The following is a 20140-nucleotide window of genomic DNA, read 5'->3' as shown; positions in this document are numbered from 1 at the left end:
CCTCCCGGGCAGATTGTCTTTCCGCTCTCACCCCTCACAGAACAGGAACACCACAACCGATGGGCACAACCCTCGAACTCCTCCCCGCAGTCGACGTCGCCGACGGGCAGGCCGTCCGGTTGGTGCAGGGTGCGGCAGGCACCGAAACGTCGTACGGATCGCCCCGCGAGGCGGCGCTGGCGTGGCAGCGCGACGGAGCCGAGTGGATTCATCTGGTTGATCTCGATGCCGCATTCGGCAAGGGCAACAACCGTGAACTGCTCGCCGGTGTGGTCGCCGAACTCGACGTCAAGGTGGAGCTGTCCGGCGGTATCCGTGACGACGATTCGCTGGCCGCGGCGATGGCCACCGGCTGCACCCGCGTCAACCTGGGCACCGCCGCGCTGGAGAATCCGGACTGGTGTCGCACGGCGATCGCCGAATACGGCGACCGGATCGCGGTGGGCCTCGACGTGGTCGCCGAGGGCGACTCGTGGCGGCTGCGCGGGCGTGGCTGGGTCACCGACGGCGGCGACCTGTGGGAGGTCCTGGACCGTCTCAACGCCGACGGCTGCGCCCGCTACGTGGTCACCGACGTGTCCAAGGACGGCACCCTCAAAGGCCCCAACCTGGCACTGCTCGCCGAGGTCGCGGCCAAGACGTCCGCGCCGATCGTCGCCTCCGGAGGTGTATCGGCTGTGGAGGATCTGGTGGCGATCGCCGGGCTCGTGCCGCAGGGTGTGGAAGGCGCGATCGTCGGCAAGGCCCTGTACGCGGGCCGCTTCACGCTGCCCGAGGCGCTCGGGGCGGTGGCCAGGGCGTGACGGCCGACCTGGACTATTCGCGGCTTCTGCACGTCGCCGGATCGATCCTCGACGGTGCCGTCGGGGAATTCCGCGACGGGGTGGGCGCGCCCAGCGCGGTGGCCAAGAGTGCCACCGACTTCGCCACCCAGGTCGATCTGGATCTCGAACGCCGCCTGACCGCAGAACTGGCCGAGCGTACCCAGATCCCGGTGCACGGCGAGGAGTTCGGCGGCCCCGACCTCGACACGGGCGCGGTGTGGGTACTCGACCCGGTCGACGGCACGTACAACTACTCCACCGGCGTGCCGCTGACGGGCATCCTGCTGGGGCTGCTCGTCGACGGCGACCCGGTTCTCGGGTTGACGTGGCTGCCGCTGCAGGATCGCCGCTACGCCGCACATGTGGACGGTCCGTTGCTCGTCGACGGCGAGCCGGCGCCGTCCCTGACCGGCACCGCGCTGGCGACATCGGTGCTCGCCTACGGGCCGTTCAACGCCGCGCACGGCGGCCGGTTCGCCGGCGCCGTGCGCGCGGATGTGGTGCGGGCCCTGAGTTCGCGGGCGGCGCGCCTGCGGATGACCGGCAGCACCGGCGTCGATCTGTCGTTCACCGCCGCAGGCATCTTCGGTGGCGCCGTCATCTTTGGTCGGCACGCCTGGGACAACGCGCCCGGAGCGGCACTGGTGCGGGCCGCCGGTGGTGTGGCCACCGACCTGGCCGGGCGGCCGTGGACGGTGAACTCGTCGTCGCTGGTGGTGGGTGCGCCCGGCCTGCACGCCGAACTGATGGAGGTCATCACGGACGCGTCCGGTGGCCGATGGAACGAGGACGCGGAATGAGAAGAGTGGTCACATGCCAGTAGCTGTCCGGGTCATTCCCTGCCTCGACGTCGACGACGGTCGTGTCGTCAAGGGTGTCAACTTCCAGAACCTGCGCGATGCCGGCGACCCCGTCGAACTGGCCGAACGCTACGACCGCGAAGGCGCCGACGAACTGACGTTCCTCGATGTCACGGCGTCGAGTTCGGGCCGCGCCACCATGGTGGACGTGGTCAAACGCACCGCCGACCAGGTGTTCATCCCGCTCACCGTGGGCGGTGGTATCCGCACCGTCGACGACGTCGACACGATGCTGCGCGCCGGCGCCGACAAGGTGAGCGTCAACACCGCCGCCATCGCCCGGCCGGAGGTGCTCGACGAGATGAGCCGGCGGTTCGGGTCGCAGTGCATCGTGCTGTCGGTGGACGCGCGCACCGTGCCCGACGGACAGCCCCCGACCCCGTCGGGCTGGGAGGTCACCACCCACGGCGGCCGCAAGGGCACCGGCATCGACGCCGTCGAATGGGCCCGGCGCGGCCAGGACCTCGGGGTGGGGGAGATCCTGCTCAACTCGATGGACGCCGACGGCACCAAGGCGGGTTTCGACCTGCGGATGCTCAGGGCGGTGCGCGCGGCGGTCACCGTCCCGGTCATCGCCAGCGGCGGTGCGGGCAAGGTGGAGGACTTCGCCCCGGCCGTGCACGCCGGTGCCGATGCCGTGCTCGCCGCATCGGTGTTCCATTTCGGTGAACTCACCATCGGCCAGGTCAAGGACGCGATGCGCGCCGACGGCATCACGGTCCGATAGGAGGAGAATCCCGATGGCACTCGATCCGGAGCTGAGCACCAGGCTCACCCGAAACGACGACGGCCTGTTCGCGGCGATCGCGCAGGAACGCGGCACCGGCGTCGTACTGATGATGGCGTGGATGGATGACACGGCCCTCGAACGCACCCTCGACACCCGGCGTGCCACCTACTGGTCGCGGTCTCGTCAGCAGTACTGGGTGAAGGGCGAGACGAGCGGCCACTTCCAGACTGTGCACGACGTGCGTGTGGACTGCGACGGCGACACTCTGCTACTGATCGTCGACCAGGACGGCGCGGCCTGCCATACCGGCAGCCACAGCTGTTTCGACACGTCTTCTCTCCTTCCCGGAGTCACCGCCCCACAACCGACGTTCACCCCAGAGAGCGCAGGAGCAGACCCATGCCCTTGATCCAGATCTCCCAAACACCCGGCATGTCCGATCGCATCAAGCGTGAGACGATCGCGGCGGTGACCGAGGCGTACGCCCGCGCCACCGGCAAGAATCCCGACTCGGTGTGGGTGACGATCAACGAGATCCCGCGCACCCAGTGGGGCGTCGGCGGCGAGCCGCTCGGATGAGCGCGCCCGCTGAGACGACGTTCGAGGAGTTCGCCGACCTGGCCCGCGATCATCGGGTGGTCCCGGTGGTCCGCAAGGTGCTCGCCGACGCCGAGACACCGCTGTCGGCGTATCAGAAGCTGGCCGGTGACCGTCCCGGCACGTTCCTGCTCGAGTCCGCGGAGAACGGCCGGTCGTGGTCGCGGTGGTCGTTCATCGGTGCCGGTGCGCCGTCGGCGCTGACCGTCGCCGACGGTGAGGCGCACTGGTGGGGAAGTGTGCCCGAGGGCGCACCCACCGGCGGCGATCCGCTGCAGGTGCTGGGCGCGGCCCTGGAACTGCTGGCGACCGACCCGTTGCCCGGTTTGCCGCCGCTGACCGGCGGGTTCGTCGGTTTCATGGCCTACGACATGGTGCGCCGACTGGAGAATCTGCCCTCGACCACCACCGACGATCTGGGTCTGCCCGACCTGGTGATGTTGCTGGCCACCGACATCGCCGCCGTCGACCACCACGAGGGCACCATCACGCTCATCGCCAACGCCGTCAACTGGGACGGCACCGACGATCGGGTGCACGAGGCGTACGACGACGCGATCGCCCGGCTCGACAGGATGACCGGGGCGCTGGCCGCGCCGCTGGCGTCGACGGTCGCGCAGTACGACCGGCCGGCGCCCGAGTACGTGGCCCAGCGCGATGTCGACGAGTTCGGCGCGGTGGTCCGGTCGCTGGTCGGTGAGATCGAGGCCGGCGAGGCGTTCCAGGTGGTGCCGTCGGTGCGGTTCGAGATGGAGACGACGGCCGACCCGCTGGATGTGTACCGGGTGCTGCGCGCCTCCAATCCGAGTCCGTACATGTATCTGCTGCGCATGCCCGGCGGGACGGGCGCGTCGGCGGGCACCGGTCAGGGCATCGCCCAGGAGCCGTTCACCATCGTCGGCAGCTCACCCGAGGCACTGGTGACGGTTGCCGACCGGGTCGTCACCACCCACCCGATCGCCGGTACCCGTTGGCGCGGTGCCACCGAGGAGGAGGACCTGCTGCTGGGCAAGGGTCTGCTGGAGGACCCGAAGGAGAACGCCGAACATCTGATGCTCGTCGATCTGGCCCGCAACGACATTGGCCGGGTGTGCAGGCCCGGGACGGTGAAGGTGTCCGACTACTGCCACATCGAGCGATACAGCCACGTCATGCATCTGGTGTCGACGGTGTCGGGCACCCTGGCCGAGGACCGGGCCGCGCTGGACGCGGTGACGGCGTGTTTCCCGGCGGGCACTCTCAGCGGTGCGCCGAAGGTGCGGGCGATGGAACTGATCGAGGAACATGAGCTGACCCGGCGTGGCCTCTACGGCGGCATCGTCGGCTATCTCGACTTCGCGGGCAACGCCGATACCGCGATCGCGATCCGTACCGCGATCCTGTCGGGGGACCGGGCGTTCGTGCAGGCCGGTGCGGGTGTGGTCGCCGACAGTGACCCGGCGTACGAGTACACCGAGGCCAAGAACAAGGCGATGGCGGTGCTGAACGCGATCGCGGCGGCGGGCACGATGCGCCGGGTGGGAAACCCCTCGTGAGTGCCGGCGACACCGATCCGTCCGCGGCGGACCCCACCGCAGACCCGGACCCCACTGCAGACCCGGACCCCACTGCGGACCCGGACACCACTGCGGACACGTCTCCCGCCACGGCGGGGGGCACGACCGATCCCGGACCCGCCCCCGACGCCCAGCGCCGGACCCGCCGGACCAAGATGATCGCGGCCTTGTTGCTCGCCGTCGCCGCCGCCGTGTTCTGGGCCGCCGCGCAGCTGCACTGGTGCCGGGTGGAGGCCGAACCGTTCGACGGGTTGACCGACCAGCGCGCGTTCGAGGTGAAGGGTTCGGCGTGGAGTCCGTGGCTGACACCGCTCGCCCTCGTGTTGCTGGCGGCGATCGCCGCGGCCCTGTCGGTAAGGGGCTGGGGCCTGCGGCTGATCGCGATCCTGGTGGCTGCGGGCGGAGTGGTGGCGGCCGTCCCGGTGATCTCGTTGCTCACCGACGGTGCCGACGCCGGCTATGCCGGTGACGTGGCCGACATGCCCGATCGCTATCAGGTGTTGTTCGTCGACGTCAACGAGTGGGCGGTGTCGACCGTGCTGGTCGGTGCCGCCGTATGCGTGGCGGCGGGTGTGTTCCTGCTGCGAGCGGCCCGCGGCGGCGTTGCGCCGGCGTCGAAGTACCGGACCCCGGCGGCCCGCCGCGACGACGCCGAACGGGAGATCTTCCGTCAGTACGAGGAACGTAAGGCGGCACAGAACCGGACTCCCGCTGACCGGGACCCCGACGGGCCGGAGCCCGCCGAACCCACGCCCGGCGGTGCCAGCGAGCGGATGCTGTGGGACGCCCTCGACACCGGTCTGGATCCGACGGAGCTGGACGTCGGTGGCGATCCGCGCCCGGACTCGGGCGGCCGTTAGATGACCTCGTATACCCGCGCTCACCCGGAATTTCCGGTGCGTCTACCCTTAACCCACATGCACCAGGCGAAAGGGGTCGAGCACTCGTGAGCACGCCGACCGTCCTCGACTCGATTATCGAGGGAGTCAAGGCTGACGTCGCCGCCCGCGAAGCCGTGATCGACTTCGCGGCGATCAAGGCGGCCTCGGAGAAAGCCGCACCACCCAAGGACGCCGCTGCGGCGCTGCGGCTACCCGGCATCGGGGTGATCGCCGAGGTCAAACGCGCCTCACCGTCGAAGGGGGAGTTGGCCTCCATCGGCGACCCCGCTCAGCTGGCCAAGGCCTACGAGGACGGCGGTGCCCGCATCATCAGCGTCCTGACCGAGCAGCGGCGGTTCCGTGGCTCGCTGGCCGACCTGGACGCGGTCCGCGCCGCGGTGTCCATCCCCGTCCTGCGCAAGGACTTCATCGTCGGCCCGTACCAGATCCACGAGGCCCGCGCGCACGGCGCCGATGTGATCCTGCTGATCGTGGCCGCACTGGAGCAGAATGTGCTCGCCTCGCTGCTCGACCGCACCGAAAGCCTCGGCATGACCGCCCTGGTGGAGGTGCACACCGAGGAAGAGGCCGACCGGGCTCTGCAGGCAGGGGCGTCGGTCGTCGGCGTCAACGCACGCAACCTCAAGACCCTGGAGGTCGACAGGGACTGCTTCGGCCGGATCGCGCCGGGACTGCCCACCGAGGTGATCCGGATCGCCGAGTCGGGTGTGCGCGGTACCGCCGACCTGCTGGCGTACGCCGGGGCGGGCGCCGATGCCGTGCTGGTCGGCGAGGGCCTGGTCACCAGTGGTGATCCGCGGGCCGCGGTCAGTGAACTGGTGACCGCCGGAACGCACCCGTCGTGCCCCAAACCGGTTCGCTGAAACCGGTTTTCACGTCCACCCAGTTTTATTAGTTTGTGCCCCAGGTAGTTCTAGGGTGTGATCAGTCGTACCGGGGGCGATGTCGCCGGTGTGACGATGAGGAGTCCGCGAGGTCATGACCGGTAACGATGAGACGGCCGATTTTCCCACCGCCAGCACGGGATTGACCACACGAACCAGCATCGAGCCCGACGCCGGCGGTCATTTCGGCGTGTACGGCGGCCGGCACGTGCCCGAGGCGCTGATGGCCGTGATCGACGAGGTCACCGCCACCTACGACAAGGTGCGCTCGGACGACACCTTCCTCGCCGAACTCGACCGGCTGCAACGGCACTACACCGGACGGCCCTCACCCCTGTACGAGGCGACCCGGCTCGCCGAACACGCCGGCGGTGCCCGGATCTTCCTCAAACGAGAAGACCTCAACCACACCGGATCCCACAAGATCAACAACGTGCTGGGTCAGGTGCTGCTCGCGCACCGCATGGGCAAGACCCGGGTCATCGCCGAGACCGGCGCCGGTCAGCACGGCGTCGCCACCGCCACCGCCTGCGCGCTGCTGGGCATCGGATGCGTCATCTACATGGGCCGCGTCGACACCGACCGGCAGGCCCTGAACGTGGCCCGGATGCGGCTGCTCGGCGCTGAGGTGATCGCCGTCGACAACGGCTCGGCCACCCTCAAGGACGCCATCAACGAGGCGCTGCGAGACTGGGTCACCAACGCCCACAACACCTACTACTGCTTCGGCACCGCCGCCGGCCCCCACCCGTTCCCGGCAATGGTGCGCGACCTGCAGCGCATCGTCGGCCTCGAAGCGCGGGTGCAGATCCTCGAACAGGCGGGCAGGCTGCCCGACGCCGTCGTCGCCTGCGTCGGCGGCGGATCCAACGCGATAGGCATCTTCCACCCGTTCATCGACGATGCCGCGGTACGCCTGGTCGGCTACGAGGCAGCCGGTGACGGTGTGGAGACCGGGCGGCACGCGGCCACCTTCACCGGCGGCTCACCCGGCGCGTTCCAGGGCGCCTACTCGTACCTGCTGCAGGACGACGACGGGCAGACCATCGAATCGCACTCCAGCTCCGCGGGCCTGGACTACCCCGGGGTAGGCCCCGAACACGCCTACCTCAAGGACATCGGCCGCACCGAGTACCGGCCCATCACCGACACCGAGGCGATGGACGCGCTCGCGCTGCTGTCCCGCCGCGAAGGCATCATTCCGGCGATCGAATCCGCGCACGCGGTCGCCGGCGCGCTGCAACTGGGCCAGGAACTCGGCGAAGGCACCATCATCGTGGTCAGCCTGTCCGGCCGCGGCGACAAGGACGTCGACACCGCGGGCCGATGGTTCAACCTGTTTGAGCCGCCGCCGTCGGAGAACGACGCACACGCCGTCAGCAACGCAAGAAAGCAGTCATGAGCACCGAACCAGGCACCTTCGCGCCGGCCCCCGCGTCCACACTCGCGTCGGTGTTCGCCCGCTGCAAGGCCGAGGGCCGCAGCGCCCTCATCGGATACCTGCCCGTCGGCTACCCGACGGTTGAGGGATCCCTCGAATCGTTCCGGACAATGGTCGAGGCCGGATGCGACATCATCGAGGTCGGTGTCCCGTACTCGGACCCGGTGATGGACGGGCCCACCATCCAGGAGGCCGCCGAACTCGCCCTCACCAACGGCGTGCGGGTCCGCGACGTGTTCACCGCCGTCAAGGCCATCACCGACGCCGGTGGTGCCGCCGTGGTCATGAGCTACTGGAACCCCGTCCTCAAATACGGGGTGGACCGGTTCGCCCACGACCTCGCCGAGGCCGGCGGCGCGGGTCTGATCACGCCCAACCTCATCCCCGAGGAAGGCGCGGCATGGCACGAGGCCTCCGACAAATACGGCCTCGACCGCATCTACCTGGTCGCGCCGTCGTCGACGACCGAACGGATCGCGCTCACCGTCGACGCCTCCCGAGGCTTCGTGTACGCGGCCTCGACGATGGGCGTGACCGGAGCACGCGACAACGTCTCCAACGCCGCCCCCGAACTGTGTGCGCGGGTGCGCGACTATTCGGAGATCCCGATCGGGGTCGGTCTCGGTGTCCGCAACCGTGAGCAGGCAGCGGAAATCGCCGCCTACTCCGACGGCGTGATCGTCGGATCGGCACTGGTGACCGCCGCTCACGCGGGCCAGGACCGGCTACGTGAACTCGTCGCCGACCTCGCCGAAGGGGTACGCGGCCACCACAGTGTCTAATCGCCGCTGTGTCTCATCGCCGCTGTGTCTCATCGCCGCTGACGGCCCTCGGGTCCCCGTTCTTCCTCCGTCACTCGCGCGGGCTCCTTCGTCCAGAACGGGGCCGGGCCGTCACCGGCATGCCGTCCATTAGTGTTGGCAGGCGTGACAGTCACACCCCTGGCCTACATTCCCAGCCCCGCGCAGGGCGTATGGCATCTCGGCCCCGTACCGCTGCGTGCCTATGCCCTGTTCATCGTTCTCGGCATCGTGATCGCGGTGTGGTGGGGTGGCCGCCGCTGGGTGGCCCGCGGTGGCCGTGAGGGTGACATTCTCGACATCGCTATCTGGGCGGTGCCGTTCGGACTGATCGGTGGTCGGCTCTACCACGTCATCACCGATTGGAAAACGTACTTCGGTGACACCCCGGGCGACGGCAAGAGCGCCGTCGACGCCCTGCGTGTGTGGGAGGGTGGGCTCGGCATCTGGGGCGCGGTGGCCCTGGGGGCGGTCGGTGCCTGGATCGGCGCCCGCCAGTACGGCATCAAACTGCCTGCCTTCGGCGACGCGATCGCCCCGCCGATCCTGCTGGCGCAGGCCATCGGCCGTCTCGGCAACTACTTCAACCAGGAACTGTACGGCCGCGAAACGGACGTGCCGTGGGGCCTGAAGATCTACGAACGCGTCGACGAGTTCGGCAACCGCGACGCCATGAACGGGGTGTCCACCGGCGTCGTCGAGAAGATCGTACATCCCACGTTCCTGTACGAACTGCTGTGGAACCTGCTGGTGGTGGTGATCCTGGTGATCATCGACCGCTATGCCCGCATCGGGCACGGCAGGCTCTTCGCCCTGTACGTCGCCCTGTATTGCGTCGGCCGGCTCGGGGTGGAACTGATGCGTTCGGATCCGGCGACCGAGATCGCCGGGATCCGCATCAACGTGTTCACCGCCTGCATTATCTTCGCGATCGCCGCCGCGTACTTCGTGATCGCCCCGAAGGGGCGTGAACAGGGCCTGAGCATGTACCGCGAGGCCAAGGCGGCCGAGCTTGAGGAACTGGGCCACGTCGGCTATGTCGACGAGTTCGAGTACTACGACAACGAAGACGAGGCCGACCGCGAAGACCACGGTAAGGACGACGACGAGGGTGGCGCGCGGGAACCGTCGCAGTCCGGCGTCGACCCGCACGATGCCCTCACCGAGGCCATCGCCCGCCACACCGGCAACACCGGTGCGACCCCGGTGATCACCGACGCACCCGAGGACGACGCCGACCCGGAGACGGAGGCCGCCGCCACGGACGCGACACCGGACCCCGAAGAGGAACCGGACCCCGAAGAAGAACCGGACGACACCGACCCGGCGGAACCCGATGCGGAACCGGACGACACCGACCCGGCGGAACCCGATGCGGAACCGGACGACACCGAGCCCGGATCCGAGGATAAAGCGCCCCCATCCGCAGGCTGAGGTGCGACGAGGCGTCGGCCGATGAGTCCCGAAGCCACGTGAGATGGCGGTGTGGCGGGTTTCGGGGTTCTCCCGCCGGACCTGCGGCGACGGGGCGGCGTCGTGTGGTTCACACCCGAAGCGACCGACGCATCGGCCGACATTGGGTTAGAGTTGAGAACGCTACTCGACCACGGTATTTGACCAGCCCTCACATACCCTCTTGTGGTTGGCGAGTGGTGCTCATGCTCCACCGGACAGTGTTGTCCAGAGGATGCCGGTACATATCGGCGTCGGCGACACGGTGCGTCGCCGACGCGCTCGAGTGTGGAGGTCTCGATGCTATTTTCTGCGCTCCCCGAGAAACAGGGTCTGTACGACCCGGCTCAGGAAGTCGATTCGTGTGGTGTCGCGATGGTCACCGACATCTACGGCCGCCGCACCCATTCGATCGTCGCCGACGGCCTGTTGGCGCTGGAGAACCTCGAACACCGGGGCGCGGCCGGAGCCGAGCCGAACAGTGGTGACGGCGCGGGCATCCTGATCCAGTTGCCCGACGAATTGTTCCGTGCGGTAACCGATTTCGACTTGCCCGCGCCGAGTGCGACGGGGCAGAACACGTATGCGGCGGGCGTGTGTTTCCTTCCCGCCGACCCGGAGCTGCGGAGGATCGCGGTGCAGCGGGTCACCGATCTGGCCGCCGCGGAGGGCATCACCGTGCTCGGCTGGCGTGACCTGCCGGTGGACCCGCGCCGAGCCGATGTCGGGGCCACCGCGCTGGCGTGCATGCCGCACATGGCGCAGCTGTTCGTCACCGTCGATCCGTCGTTGGGCCATGACCGGCTCGCCGGAATCGACCTGGACCGGGCGATCTATCCGTTCCGCAAGCAGGCCGAGCGGGTTACCTCCGAGATCGAGGACGCCGGAACCGGACTGTATTTCCCGTCGCTGTCGAGCCGGACGATCGTGTACAAGGGCATGCTCACCACGATGCAGTTGCCACTGTTCTACGACGACCTGCGCGACAAGCGGTGCACCAGTGCGATCGCGATCGTGCATTCACGGTTCTCCACCAACACCTTCCCGTCGTGGCCGCTGGCGCATCCGTTCCGGTTCGTCGCGCACAACGGTGAGATCAACACGGTGCGCGGCAACCGCAACCGGATGCGGGCGCGGGAGGCGATGCTGGCCACCGACCTCATTCCCGGCGATTTGTCGCGGGCGTTCCCGGTCTGCACGCCGGAGGCGTCGGATTCGGCGTCCCTGGACGAGGTGCTCGAACTGTTGCACCTCGGTGGCCGGAGCATCCCGCACGCGGTGATGCTGATGGTGCCGGAGGCGTGGGAGAACGTCACCGACATGGATCCCCGGCGCCGGGCGTTCCTGCAGTTCAACTCCTCGATCATGGAGGCCTGGGACGGTCCGGCATGTGTGACCTTCACCGACGGAACGCTGGTGGGGGCGGTGCTCGACCGCAACGGTCTGCGTCCGGGCCGCTGGTGGCAGACCCGTGACGGCCGCATCATCCTGGCGTCCGAGGCCGGTGTGCTCGACGTGCCCGTCGATGACGTGGTGGCCAAGGGCCGGCTTGAGCCGGGAAAGATGTTCCTCATCGACACCGCGCACGCCCGGATAATTCCGGACGAGGAGATCAAGGGCGACCTGATGAACGCGGAGGCGTACGGCGAGTGGTTGCACGCCGGTCTGCTCGACCTCGCGACGCTCCCGCAGCGCCCGGTGTATCAGCCGAACCATGACACGGTGGTGCGCAGGCAGGTGTCGTTCGGCTACACCGAAGAAGATCTGCGGGTGCTGCTCACGCCGATGGCGTCGTCGGGGTACGAGCCGCTCGGGTCGATGGGCACCGACACCCCGGTGGCGGTGCTCAGCAAGCGTTCGCGGCTGTTGTACGACTATTTCGTCGAGCTGTTCGCACAGGTCACCAACCCGCCGCTGGATGCGATCCGGGAGGAGATCGTCACGTCGATGGCGCGGGTGATGGGGCCCGAGCAGAACACGCTGCAACCGTCGGCGGCGTCGTGCCGGCAGATCTTGGTGCACGGCCCGGTCCTGGACAATGTGGGGCTGGCCAAGATCGTGCACATCAACGACGACGGCGAGCATCCCGGGCTGGCCGCCACCGTGCTTCACGGCCTGTACGAGGTGGACAAGGGCGGCGCGGGGCTGGCGGCGGCGCTGGCGGATCTGCGCGAGCGGGCGAGCGCGGCCATCGCGCAGGGCTATCGGACACTGGTGATCTCGGACCGGCACACCGACCGCGAGCATGCGCCCATCCCGTCGCTGCTGGCGACGGCCGCCGTTCACCACCATCTGGTGCGTACCAAGGAACGCACGAAGGTGGCGCTGGTGGTGGAGTCCGGTGACGCCCGCGAGGTTCACCACATCGCGCTGCTGGTGGGGTTCGGTGCGGCCGCGGTCAACCCGTATCTGGCGATGGAGTCGATCGAGGATCTGATCAGCGAGGGTGAGCTGATCGGGGTGCGTCCGGCCAAGGCGGTGCGCAACTATGTCGAGGCGCTCGACAAGGGTGTGTTGAAGGTGATGAGCAAGATGGGTATCTCCACCATCAGCTCGTACACCGGCGCGCAGGCGTTCGAGGCCGTCGGCCTCTCGTCGGAGTTGGTGCGTGAGTACTTCACCCGGACCGTGTCCCGGATCGAGGGCGTGGGCCTGGACGAACTCGCCGAGGAGGTGCGGATCCGCCATCATCGGGCGTTCCCGGAGAACCCGACCGAGCAGGTGTATCGCCGCCTCGACGTGGGCGGGGAGTACCAGTACCGGCGGGAGGGTGAGCTACATGTGTTCACCCCCGAAACGGTCTTCCTGTTGCAGCACGCCACCCGGACCGGGCAGGCGGAGGTCTTTGCGCAGTATTCCGACGAGGTGGACCGGCTTTCGCGTGCCGGTGGCACCCTGCGCGGGCTGTTCGAGTTCGATCTGAGCGAGCGGGAACCGATTCCGCTCGATGAGGTGGAGCCGGCATCGGAGATCATGAAGCGGTTCAACACCGGTGCGATGAGCTATGGATCCATCTCGGCGGAGGCGCACGAGACGATCGCGATCGCGATGAATCGGATCGGGGCGCGCTCCAATTCGGGTGAGGGTGGCGAGGACACCGACAGGCTCTACGATCCGCAGCGGCGCAGCGCGGTCAAGCAGGTCGCCTCGGGCCGGTTCGGGGTGACCAGCGACTATCTGATCAACGCCACCGATATCCAGATCAAGATGGCGCAGGGCGCCAAACCGGGTGAGGGCGGGCAGCTTCCGGCGTACAAGGTGTACCCGTGGATCGCCAAGACCCGGCACTCCACGCCCGGTGTGGCGTTGATCTCGCCGCCGCCGCATCACGACATCTATTCGATCGAGGATCTGGCGCAGCTGATACATGATCTCAAGAACGCCAACGCGCAGGCCAGGATTCACGTGAAGCTGGTCAGCGCGGTGGGTGTGGGTACGGTGGCCACCGGGGTGTCCAAGGCGCACGCCGATGTGGTGCTGATCTCCGGTCACGACGGCGGTACGGGCGCCTCGCCGCTCACCTCGCTCAAACACGCGGGCACACCATGGGAGATCGGTTTGGCCGATGCCCAGCAGACGTTGATGCTCAACGGTTTACGTGACCGGATCACGGTGCAGTGCGATGGTGCGCTGCGTACCGGCCGCGATGTGATCATGGCGGCACTGCTCGGTGCCGAGGAGTACGGATTCTCCACCGCCCCACTGGTGGTCAGCGGCTGCATCATGATGCGGGTCTGCCATCTCGACACCTGCCCGGTGGGGGTGGCCACGCAGAACCCCACGTTGCGGGCCCGGTTCACCGGGCAGGCAGAACACATCGTCAATTTCTTCCGGTTCATCGCCGAGGATGTGCGTAAACATCTGGCGCGGTTGGGGTACCGCACTCTCGACGAGGCGATCGGGCAGTCCCAGCGGCTGCATACGGATGCGGCGTTGGCACATTGGAAGAGCCAGGGGCTGGATTTGTCGCCGATCTTCCGCCGGGTGCCCGACGCCGGTTCGCCGCGCCGGATCACCGGCCAGGATCACGGTATCGACCGGGCGCTCGACAACACCATCGTGCAACTGGCCGAGGGCGCGCTCAGCGATGCCCGGCCGGTGACCGTCGAGCTGCCGGTGCGTAACGTCAACAGGACTGTCGGCACCCTGCTCGGTTCGGAGGTGACGCGGCGTTACGGTGCCAAGGGTCTGCCCGAAGATACGATCACCGTCAACCTCATCGGTTCGGCCGGTCAGTCGCTGGGTGCTTTCCTGCCGCCCGGTATCATCATCAACCTGGCGGGCGATGCCAACGACTACGTCGGCAAGGGCTTATGTGGCGGGCGTATAGTTGTTGCACCGCATCAGGATTCATGGTTCGTGGCCGAGGATCAGGTGATCGCCGGCAATACCATCCTGTACGGGGCCACCTCGGGTGAGGTGTACCTGCGTGGCCGGGTGGGTGAACGGTTCTCCGTGCGCAACTCGGGTGCGTGTGCGGTGGTCGAGGGTGTGGGCGATCATGCCTGCGAGTACATGACCGGCGGGCGGGTGGTGATCCTCGGCCCGACCGGCCGCAATCTGGCGGCGGGCATGTCGGGCGGTATCGCCTTCGTCTACGATCTCGATGCCGACAAGGTCAACAAGGCACTGGTGACGCTGATGCGGCCGGACCCCGACGACCTGCTGTGGCTGTACGACACCATCGCCACCCACACCAAGCTCACCGATTCGTCGGTCGGGGCGTCGATGCTGGCCGACTGGCCGCGCCGGTGCCTAGGTTTCACCAAGGTCATGCCCAGCGACTACAAGCGGGTTCTCGACGCGGCCCAGATCGCCGAGGCCGAGGGGCGTGACGTCGATTCAGCGATCATGGAGGCGGCACGTGGCTGATCCGCGCGGATTTCTCGAAGTTGCCAAGCACGAGGCCGGGTACCGGCCGGCGGATCAGCGGATCCACGACTGGGGCGACGTGTACGCGCACCCGGCCGATCCGGCATTGGAGTTGACCGATGTCTCCGACCAGGCGCGGCGTTGTATGGATTGCGGAATTCCGTTCTGCCATTCGGGAAGTGCGGGATGCCCACTGGGTAACCTGATTCCCGAATGGAATGATCTGGTGCGCCGCGGCCGGTGGGATGCGGCCAGTGCCCGGCTGCACGCCACCAACAACTTTCCCGAGTTCACCGGCATGGTGTGTCCGGCGCCGTGCGAGGCGGCGTGCGTGCTGTCGATCTCGGAGCCGGCCACCGGTGGCAGCGTCACCATCAAACGCATCGAGAAGACCATCGCGCACCGGTCGTGGGACGACGGCTTCATCCGCCCGGAACCGCCCGCGGCCCTCACCGGCCGGACGGTGGCGGTGGTCGGTTCCGGCCCGGCCGGTCTGGCCGTGGCGCAACAGCTGACCCGGGCCGGTCACGAGGTGACCGTGTACGAACGCGACGACCGGATCGGCGGGTTGCTGCGGTACGGCATCCCCGAATACAAGCTGCCGAAGTCCGACATCGACCGCCGGGTGGCGCAGATGGAGGCCGAAGGCACCACGTTTGTCGTCAATTGTGATGTGGGAACGGATATCTCGGTCGACGACCTGCGTGGTGGGCACGATGCGGTGGTGCTGGCGATCGGTGCGATGGCCGCCCGCGACAACCCGGTGCCCGGACGTGAGCTGGACGGTGTCCATCTGGCGATGGAACATCTGGTACCGGCCAACCGCGAATGCGAGGGCGATGGCCCGAGCCCGATCTCGGCGGCCGGCAGGCATGTGGTGATCATCGGCGGCGGCGACACCGGAGCCGACTGCCTGGGCACCGCGCACCGGCAGGGCGCCGCATCGGTGGTGCAACTGGACTACAACCCCGCACTGCCCCTCGACCGCGATGATTCGCGCTCGCCGTGGCCCACGTGGCCGTTGGTGATGCGAACCTCGTCGGCACACGCGGAGGGTGGCGAGCGCAAGTATCAGGTCGCGGTGCAGCGGTTCACCGGCGACGCCGACGGCAAGGTGACCACGATGGTGCTGGCCGAGGTTGCCGTCACCCGCGACGCCGACGGCAGCAGATCGATCACCCCGGTGGGCGAGGAGTTCGAGATCCCTTGTGAGTTGGCATTGTTCGCGATCGGATTCGAGGGCGTGGAGAAGGGTCCGCTGCTCGCCGGGCTCGGGGTGGCGCCCAACCGGCGTGGCGCCCTCTCGTGCGGCAGCGACTGGCAGACCGACGCACCCGGCGTATTCGTGTGCGGAGACGCGCACCGGGGCGCCTCGCTCGTGGTGTGGGCGATCGCCGAGGGACGCTCGACGGCTCGTGCGGTGGACCGGTTTCTGATGGGCGCCTCCGACCTCCCGTCGCCGGTGAAACCCGCCGCGCTGCCGCTGAGCGTGCGATAGCGGGGTCCGGTGACGGCGTGCGGATGAACAACAGCTGAATCCTCCGGGCGACTGCGGCCGCGGCGATGCGATCGCGTGGAGATGCCCATCCGACGGGACTAAGGTAGCCAAGGTGACGATGCGACGAACGAAAATTGTCTGCACGATGGGGCCGGCCACCGACTCCGACGAACGGATTGTGGACCTGGTGCGGGCCGGCATGGATGTGGCCCGGCTCAACATGAGTCACGGCAGGCACGAGGACCACGCGCAGATGTACGCGCGTATCCGCAGGGCCACCGACATCACCGAGAAGGCGGTCGGCATCCTGGCCGACCTGCAGGGACCCAAGATCCGCCTGGGCCGATTCGACGGCTGCGACGGAAAGACCGTGTGGGAGAACGGCGAACAGGTCCGGATCACCGTCGAGGACGTTGACGGCACCCATGACCGGGTCTCCACCACCTACAAGGGACTCGCACGCGACGCCGTGGTCGGGGACCGGCTCCTCGTCGACGACGGCAAGGTGGGGCTGATCGTGGCCGGTATCGACGGAAACGACGTGATCTGTACGGTCACCGAGGGTGGCCCGGTCAGCAACAACAAAGGCATCTCGCTGCCCGGCATGAACGTGTCGGTGCCGGCGCTGTCGGAGAAGGACATCGCCGACCTGGAGTTCGCACTGCAACTGGGCGTCGACATGGTCGCCCTCTCGTTCGTGCGCAGCCCGTCCGACATCGAGCTGGTCCACGACGTGATGGACCGGGTGGGCCGCCGGGTGCCGGTGATCGCCAAGCTGGAGAAGCCCGAGGCCATCGACAACCTGGAGGCGGTGGTCCTGGCGTTCGACGCGATCATGGTCGCCCGCGGCGATCTCGGCGTCGAGTTGCCGCTGGAGGAGGTCCCGCTGGTGCAGAAGCGGGCCATCCAGATGGCCCGTGAGAACGCCAAGCCGGTGATCGTGGCCACCCAGATGCTCGATTCGATGATCGAGAACTCACGCCCGACCCGCGCCGAGGCCTCGGATGTGGCCAACGCGGTACTCGACGGCGCCGACGCGGTGATGCTGTCCGGTGAGACGTCGGTGGGCAAGTGGCCGGTGGAGGCGGTGGCCACGATGGACAGGATCGCCAAGGCCGTCGAGGGTGGTTCGCGCGAAGTGCCGCCGCTCTCACACGTGCCGCGCACCAAGCGGGGCGTGATCTCGTTCGCCGCCCGCGACATCGGCGAACGTCTGGAGGTGAAGGCGCTCGTCGCGTTCACCCAGTCCGGTGACACCGTCCGGCGTCTGGCCCGGCTGCATTCGCGACTGCCGCTGCTTGCGTTCACCCCGTTGCAGGCGGTCCGTAGCCAGCTCGCCCTGAGCTGGGGCACCGAGACGTTCATCGTCAATCATGTGGAGAACACCGACAAGATGGTCGAGGAGGTCGACATGCAACTGATGCGGATCGGCCGCCTCAAGGACGGCGACGTGGTGGTCGTGGTGGCGGGCGCTCCGCCGGGGACGGTCGGCTCCACCAACATGATCCATGTCCACAAGATCGGCGAGAAGGACCACTGAGTCAAGGACCACTGAGTTGTTGCGGTGGGTTCGACCCTGGTGACCCGTGCTGTCCCTGTTCGCCGATAGGCTGACGGCATGTCAGTGGAGCAGTCCGACGACCTTGGGCAATTGCTGTCGATCCTCGATCTGGAGCGTCGGGGCGACGATCTGTTCATCGGCCGGAATCCGCCCCGGGTGAGTACCCCGCGGACCTTCGGCGGGCAGATGCTGTCGCAATCGGCGGTGGCCGCCGCACGGTCGCTGACCCGCGGCGCACCGCCGGTACACGCCCTGCACGCCCACTTCATCCGTGGCGGCGATGTGCACAAGCCGATTGAGTATCACGTGCAGCGTTTCCGCGACGGCAAGTCGTTCGCCAACCGGCAGGTCACCGCCGTGCAGGACGATGAGGAACTGTTCACGGTGCTGGTCGCGTTCCAGGACACGCTGGCGGGCCTCGAGCATGCGGTGGACATCCCGCAGGCGCCGCACCCGGACGAACTGCCGACGATGGGCGAGCAGTTCGCAGGCTATGAGGACAAGATCACGACCTTCGTCGACGCCCTGCACCCGATCGACGTGCGCTTCGCCAACGACCCGAGCTGGAAGCTGCACACCGCCGGACGCAGCCTCGACCACAATCGGGTGTGGATGAGGACCGACGGTCCGCTGCCCGACGATCCGGTCCTGCATGTGGCGGCGATGTGCTACGCCTCCGACACCACGGTGCTCGACTCGATCATCACCACGCACGGCCTCTCGTGGGGATTCGACAGATTGTTCGCCGCCACCGTCAACCATTCGATGTGGTTCCATCGCGCGTTCCGGTTCGACGACTGGCTGTTGTACGCCACCGAATCCCCGGTCGCGGCCGGCGGCAGGGGACTGGGTTCGGGCCGCTTCTGGACGCGGGAGGGCGCACTGGTGGCCTCGGTGACGCAGGAGGCATTGGTCCGGCACTTCCCGCGCAAGTCCTGACGACGCCGATCCGCTGCCGCGACAGGGATACTACTGCGACAGGGATGCTAGCGCGACAGGGATACTACTGCGACAGGGATACTACTGCGGCGGGGATTTCAGTGCGGCAAGGCTTTCCGGGTCGGGTCCGGGGTCACCCCAGGTGGATCGGATCAGTGTCCACGGGTCCGCGTAGCGTCCGGGTTTGCCACGGTAGGGTGAGCGGTGCTTGAGCACCGCCCGGATGATCGGGGTGCTCGCGGTCATCGCCAGACGCTTGGCGCCGCCCAGTCTGCCCCGGGCCATCAGTTCACCGAAGGTGGTGTTCTGAAACTCCAGTACCCGCTGGGACTCGGTGCAGTCCATCCAGTCGGTGGCGAACCAGGCCGTGTCGTCGGCGGGATCGCCCGGACGACCGTGGCTGCCCATCGCGCCGCCGATGCCCAGCGAATCACCGGCGGCCTTCACCAGCGGGCCCTGCACATGCCGGTGCGTGTCGTCGCCGCCGATCAGATACTCCCGGCGCGTCTGGGTGGTGGTGACGGCGTTGGCGAACGCGGTCGCCACGTCCGAGGCCGCCACCGACTGCACATGGCCGTCATTGGGCAGCACCGCGTCGAGTTCGGCGAGCCGGGGGTTGGCGGTCAGCAGGCTGTCGGGCAGCACACCGCCCAGCCGCAGGATCACCCATTCCAGTCCCGAGTTGCGCACGATCGTGTCCGCTTCGGCCTTGTGCCCGCCGTACAGGTCGCCCGGCGCGATCGGGGTGTCGGGGCGCAGCATGCCGCGCCCGGCGTACGGATTGCGCGGACCGTAGACCGCGATGCTCGATGTCTGCACGAAGCGCGGGGGATCGGCCACACCGGTGGCCGCCTCGACCAGGTTGCGGGTGCCGCCGACGTTGACGGCCCGGGCGAGTTCGCGGTTCTCGTAGCAGAACGGCGGAATGACGGCGGCCAGGTGCACGATCGCGTCGGGTGCGGTGCGGGTGACCAGCGCGTTGACGGCATCGGCATCGGTCAGGTTCACCCATTCGACGGCCAGGGTGCCCGGCGCGTCGTAGGTGTCGGCGGAGAGTTGCCTGATCGTCTTGCGGCCCGCCGGGGTGTCGAGGTCGGTGGCGGTCACATGGTGGCCCCGCGAGCGCAGCGTGGCGACCGTCGCCTTCCCCACTAGTCCACACGCGCCGGTGACGAGGACACGGATGCCGGTCGGTGCCATACAGTTCTCCTACTTCGCTGCGTC

Annotated in this window: 16 protein-coding genes; 15 read left to right on the top strand and 1 reads right to left on the bottom strand. The window is 68.1% G+C overall.

The genetic code is table 11. The annotated features are described in order from the left end of the window. Positions 1-59: 59 nt before the first annotated feature. From priA to GII31_RS12940, 15 genes are all read left to right on the top strand, one after another. Positions 60-803 carry a bifunctional 1-(5-phosphoribosyl)-5-((5-phosphoribosylamino)methylideneamino)imidazole-4-carboxamide isomerase/phosphoribosylanthranilate isomerase PriA gene (priA, locus tag GII31_RS13010; protein WP_213243642.1) on the top strand — a complete coding sequence of 248 codons (744 nt, stop codon included), beginning with the start codon at positions 60-62 and terminating at the stop codon, positions 801-803. Then, complete coding sequence (locus GII31_RS13005; RefSeq protein WP_213243640.1) at positions 800-1624, top strand: inositol monophosphatase family protein; 825 nt, start codon at positions 800-802, stop codon at positions 1622-1624. The genes priA and GII31_RS13005 overlap by 4 nt, the downstream gene beginning before the upstream one ends. A 13-nt stretch (positions 1625-1637) precedes the next feature. Then, entirely contained in the window at positions 1638-2411 is a 774-nt protein-coding gene (gene hisF / locus GII31_RS13000; RefSeq protein WP_213243638.1) for an imidazole glycerol phosphate synthase subunit HisF, read from the top strand. A gap of 13 nt (positions 2412-2424) precedes the next feature. Beyond that, positions 2425-2823 (top strand): phosphoribosyl-AMP cyclohydrolase, encoded by a 399-nt coding sequence (gene hisI / locus GII31_RS12995; RefSeq protein ID WP_213243636.1) that lies wholly within the window; start codon positions 2425-2427, stop codon positions 2821-2823. Further along, on the top strand, positions 2814-2993 hold the full coding sequence (locus GII31_RS12990; protein WP_213243634.1) for a tautomerase family protein: 180 nt from the start codon (positions 2814-2816) through the stop codon (positions 2991-2993). The genes hisI and GII31_RS12990 overlap by 10 nt, the downstream gene beginning before the upstream one ends. After that, the gene (locus GII31_RS12985; protein ID WP_213243633.1) at positions 2990-4546 is read left to right on the top strand and encodes an anthranilate synthase component I; all 1557 of its coding nucleotides are present in this window, start codon (positions 2990-2992) and stop codon (positions 4544-4546) included. Before GII31_RS12990 ends, GII31_RS12985 begins: the two co-directional genes overlap by 4 nt. Next, the gene (locus GII31_RS12980; protein WP_407649815.1) at positions 4543-5427 is read left to right on the top strand and encodes a TIGR02234 family membrane protein; all 885 of its coding nucleotides are present in this window, start codon (positions 4543-4545) and stop codon (positions 5425-5427) included. Before GII31_RS12985 ends, GII31_RS12980 begins: the two co-directional genes overlap by 4 nt. Positions 5428-5513: 86 nt before the next feature. Beyond that, positions 5514-6332 (top strand): indole-3-glycerol phosphate synthase TrpC, encoded by an 819-nt coding sequence (trpC, locus tag GII31_RS12975; protein ID WP_213243631.1) that lies wholly within the window; start codon positions 5514-5516, stop codon positions 6330-6332. Between the two features lie 115 nt (positions 6333-6447). Further along, the gene (trpB, locus tag GII31_RS12970) at positions 6448-7755 is read left to right on the top strand and encodes a tryptophan synthase subunit beta (protein ID WP_260839973.1); all 1308 of its coding nucleotides are present in this window, start codon (positions 6448-6450) and stop codon (positions 7753-7755) included. After that, entirely contained in the window at positions 7752-8576 is an 825-nt protein-coding gene (gene trpA / locus GII31_RS12965; protein ID WP_213243628.1) for a tryptophan synthase subunit alpha, read from the top strand. Before trpB ends, trpA begins: the two co-directional genes overlap by 4 nt. Before the next feature lie 144 nt (positions 8577-8720). After that, positions 8721-10028, top strand: coding sequence for a prolipoprotein diacylglyceryl transferase (gene lgt, locus GII31_RS12960; RefSeq protein ID WP_410172084.1), 1308 nt, complete (start codon positions 8721-8723; stop codon positions 10026-10028). 318 nt (positions 10029-10346) lie between these two features. Beyond that, positions 10347-14918, top strand: coding sequence for a glutamate synthase large subunit (gene gltB, locus GII31_RS12955; RefSeq protein WP_260839972.1), 4572 nt, complete (start codon positions 10347-10349; stop codon positions 14916-14918). Continuing rightward, positions 14911-16416 (top strand): glutamate synthase subunit beta, encoded by a 1506-nt coding sequence (locus GII31_RS12950; protein ID WP_213243625.1) that lies wholly within the window; start codon positions 14911-14913, stop codon positions 16414-16416. The genes gltB and GII31_RS12950 overlap by 8 nt, the downstream gene beginning before the upstream one ends. A gap of 118 nt (positions 16417-16534) precedes the next feature. Next, positions 16535-17956 (top strand): pyruvate kinase, encoded by a 1422-nt coding sequence (gene pyk, locus GII31_RS12945; RefSeq protein ID WP_213243623.1) that lies wholly within the window; start codon positions 16535-16537, stop codon positions 17954-17956. A 78-nt stretch (positions 17957-18034) separates the two neighbouring features. Beyond that, positions 18035-18916: an acyl-CoA thioesterase gene (locus GII31_RS12940; protein ID WP_213243621.1), complete on the top strand. Its 882-nt coding sequence runs from the start codon at positions 18035-18037 to the stop codon at positions 18914-18916. Positions 18917-18997: 81 nt separating this feature from the next. On the opposite strand, the gene GII31_RS12935 is transcribed toward GII31_RS12940, so the two are convergent. Then, positions 18998-20116, bottom strand: a complete 1119-nt coding sequence (locus GII31_RS12935; RefSeq protein WP_213243619.1) for an NAD-dependent epimerase/dehydratase family protein — start codon at positions 20114-20116, stop codon at positions 18998-19000. Positions 20117-20140: the final 24 nt, after the last annotated feature.

Source organism: Gordonia pseudamarae, from assembly GCF_025273675.1.
GTDB lineage: Bacteria > Actinomycetota > Actinomycetes > Mycobacteriales > Mycobacteriaceae > Gordonia > Gordonia pseudamarae.
Note: the sequence above shows the minus strand (reverse complement) of the source record. Positions and strands in the feature narration are given on the sequence as shown.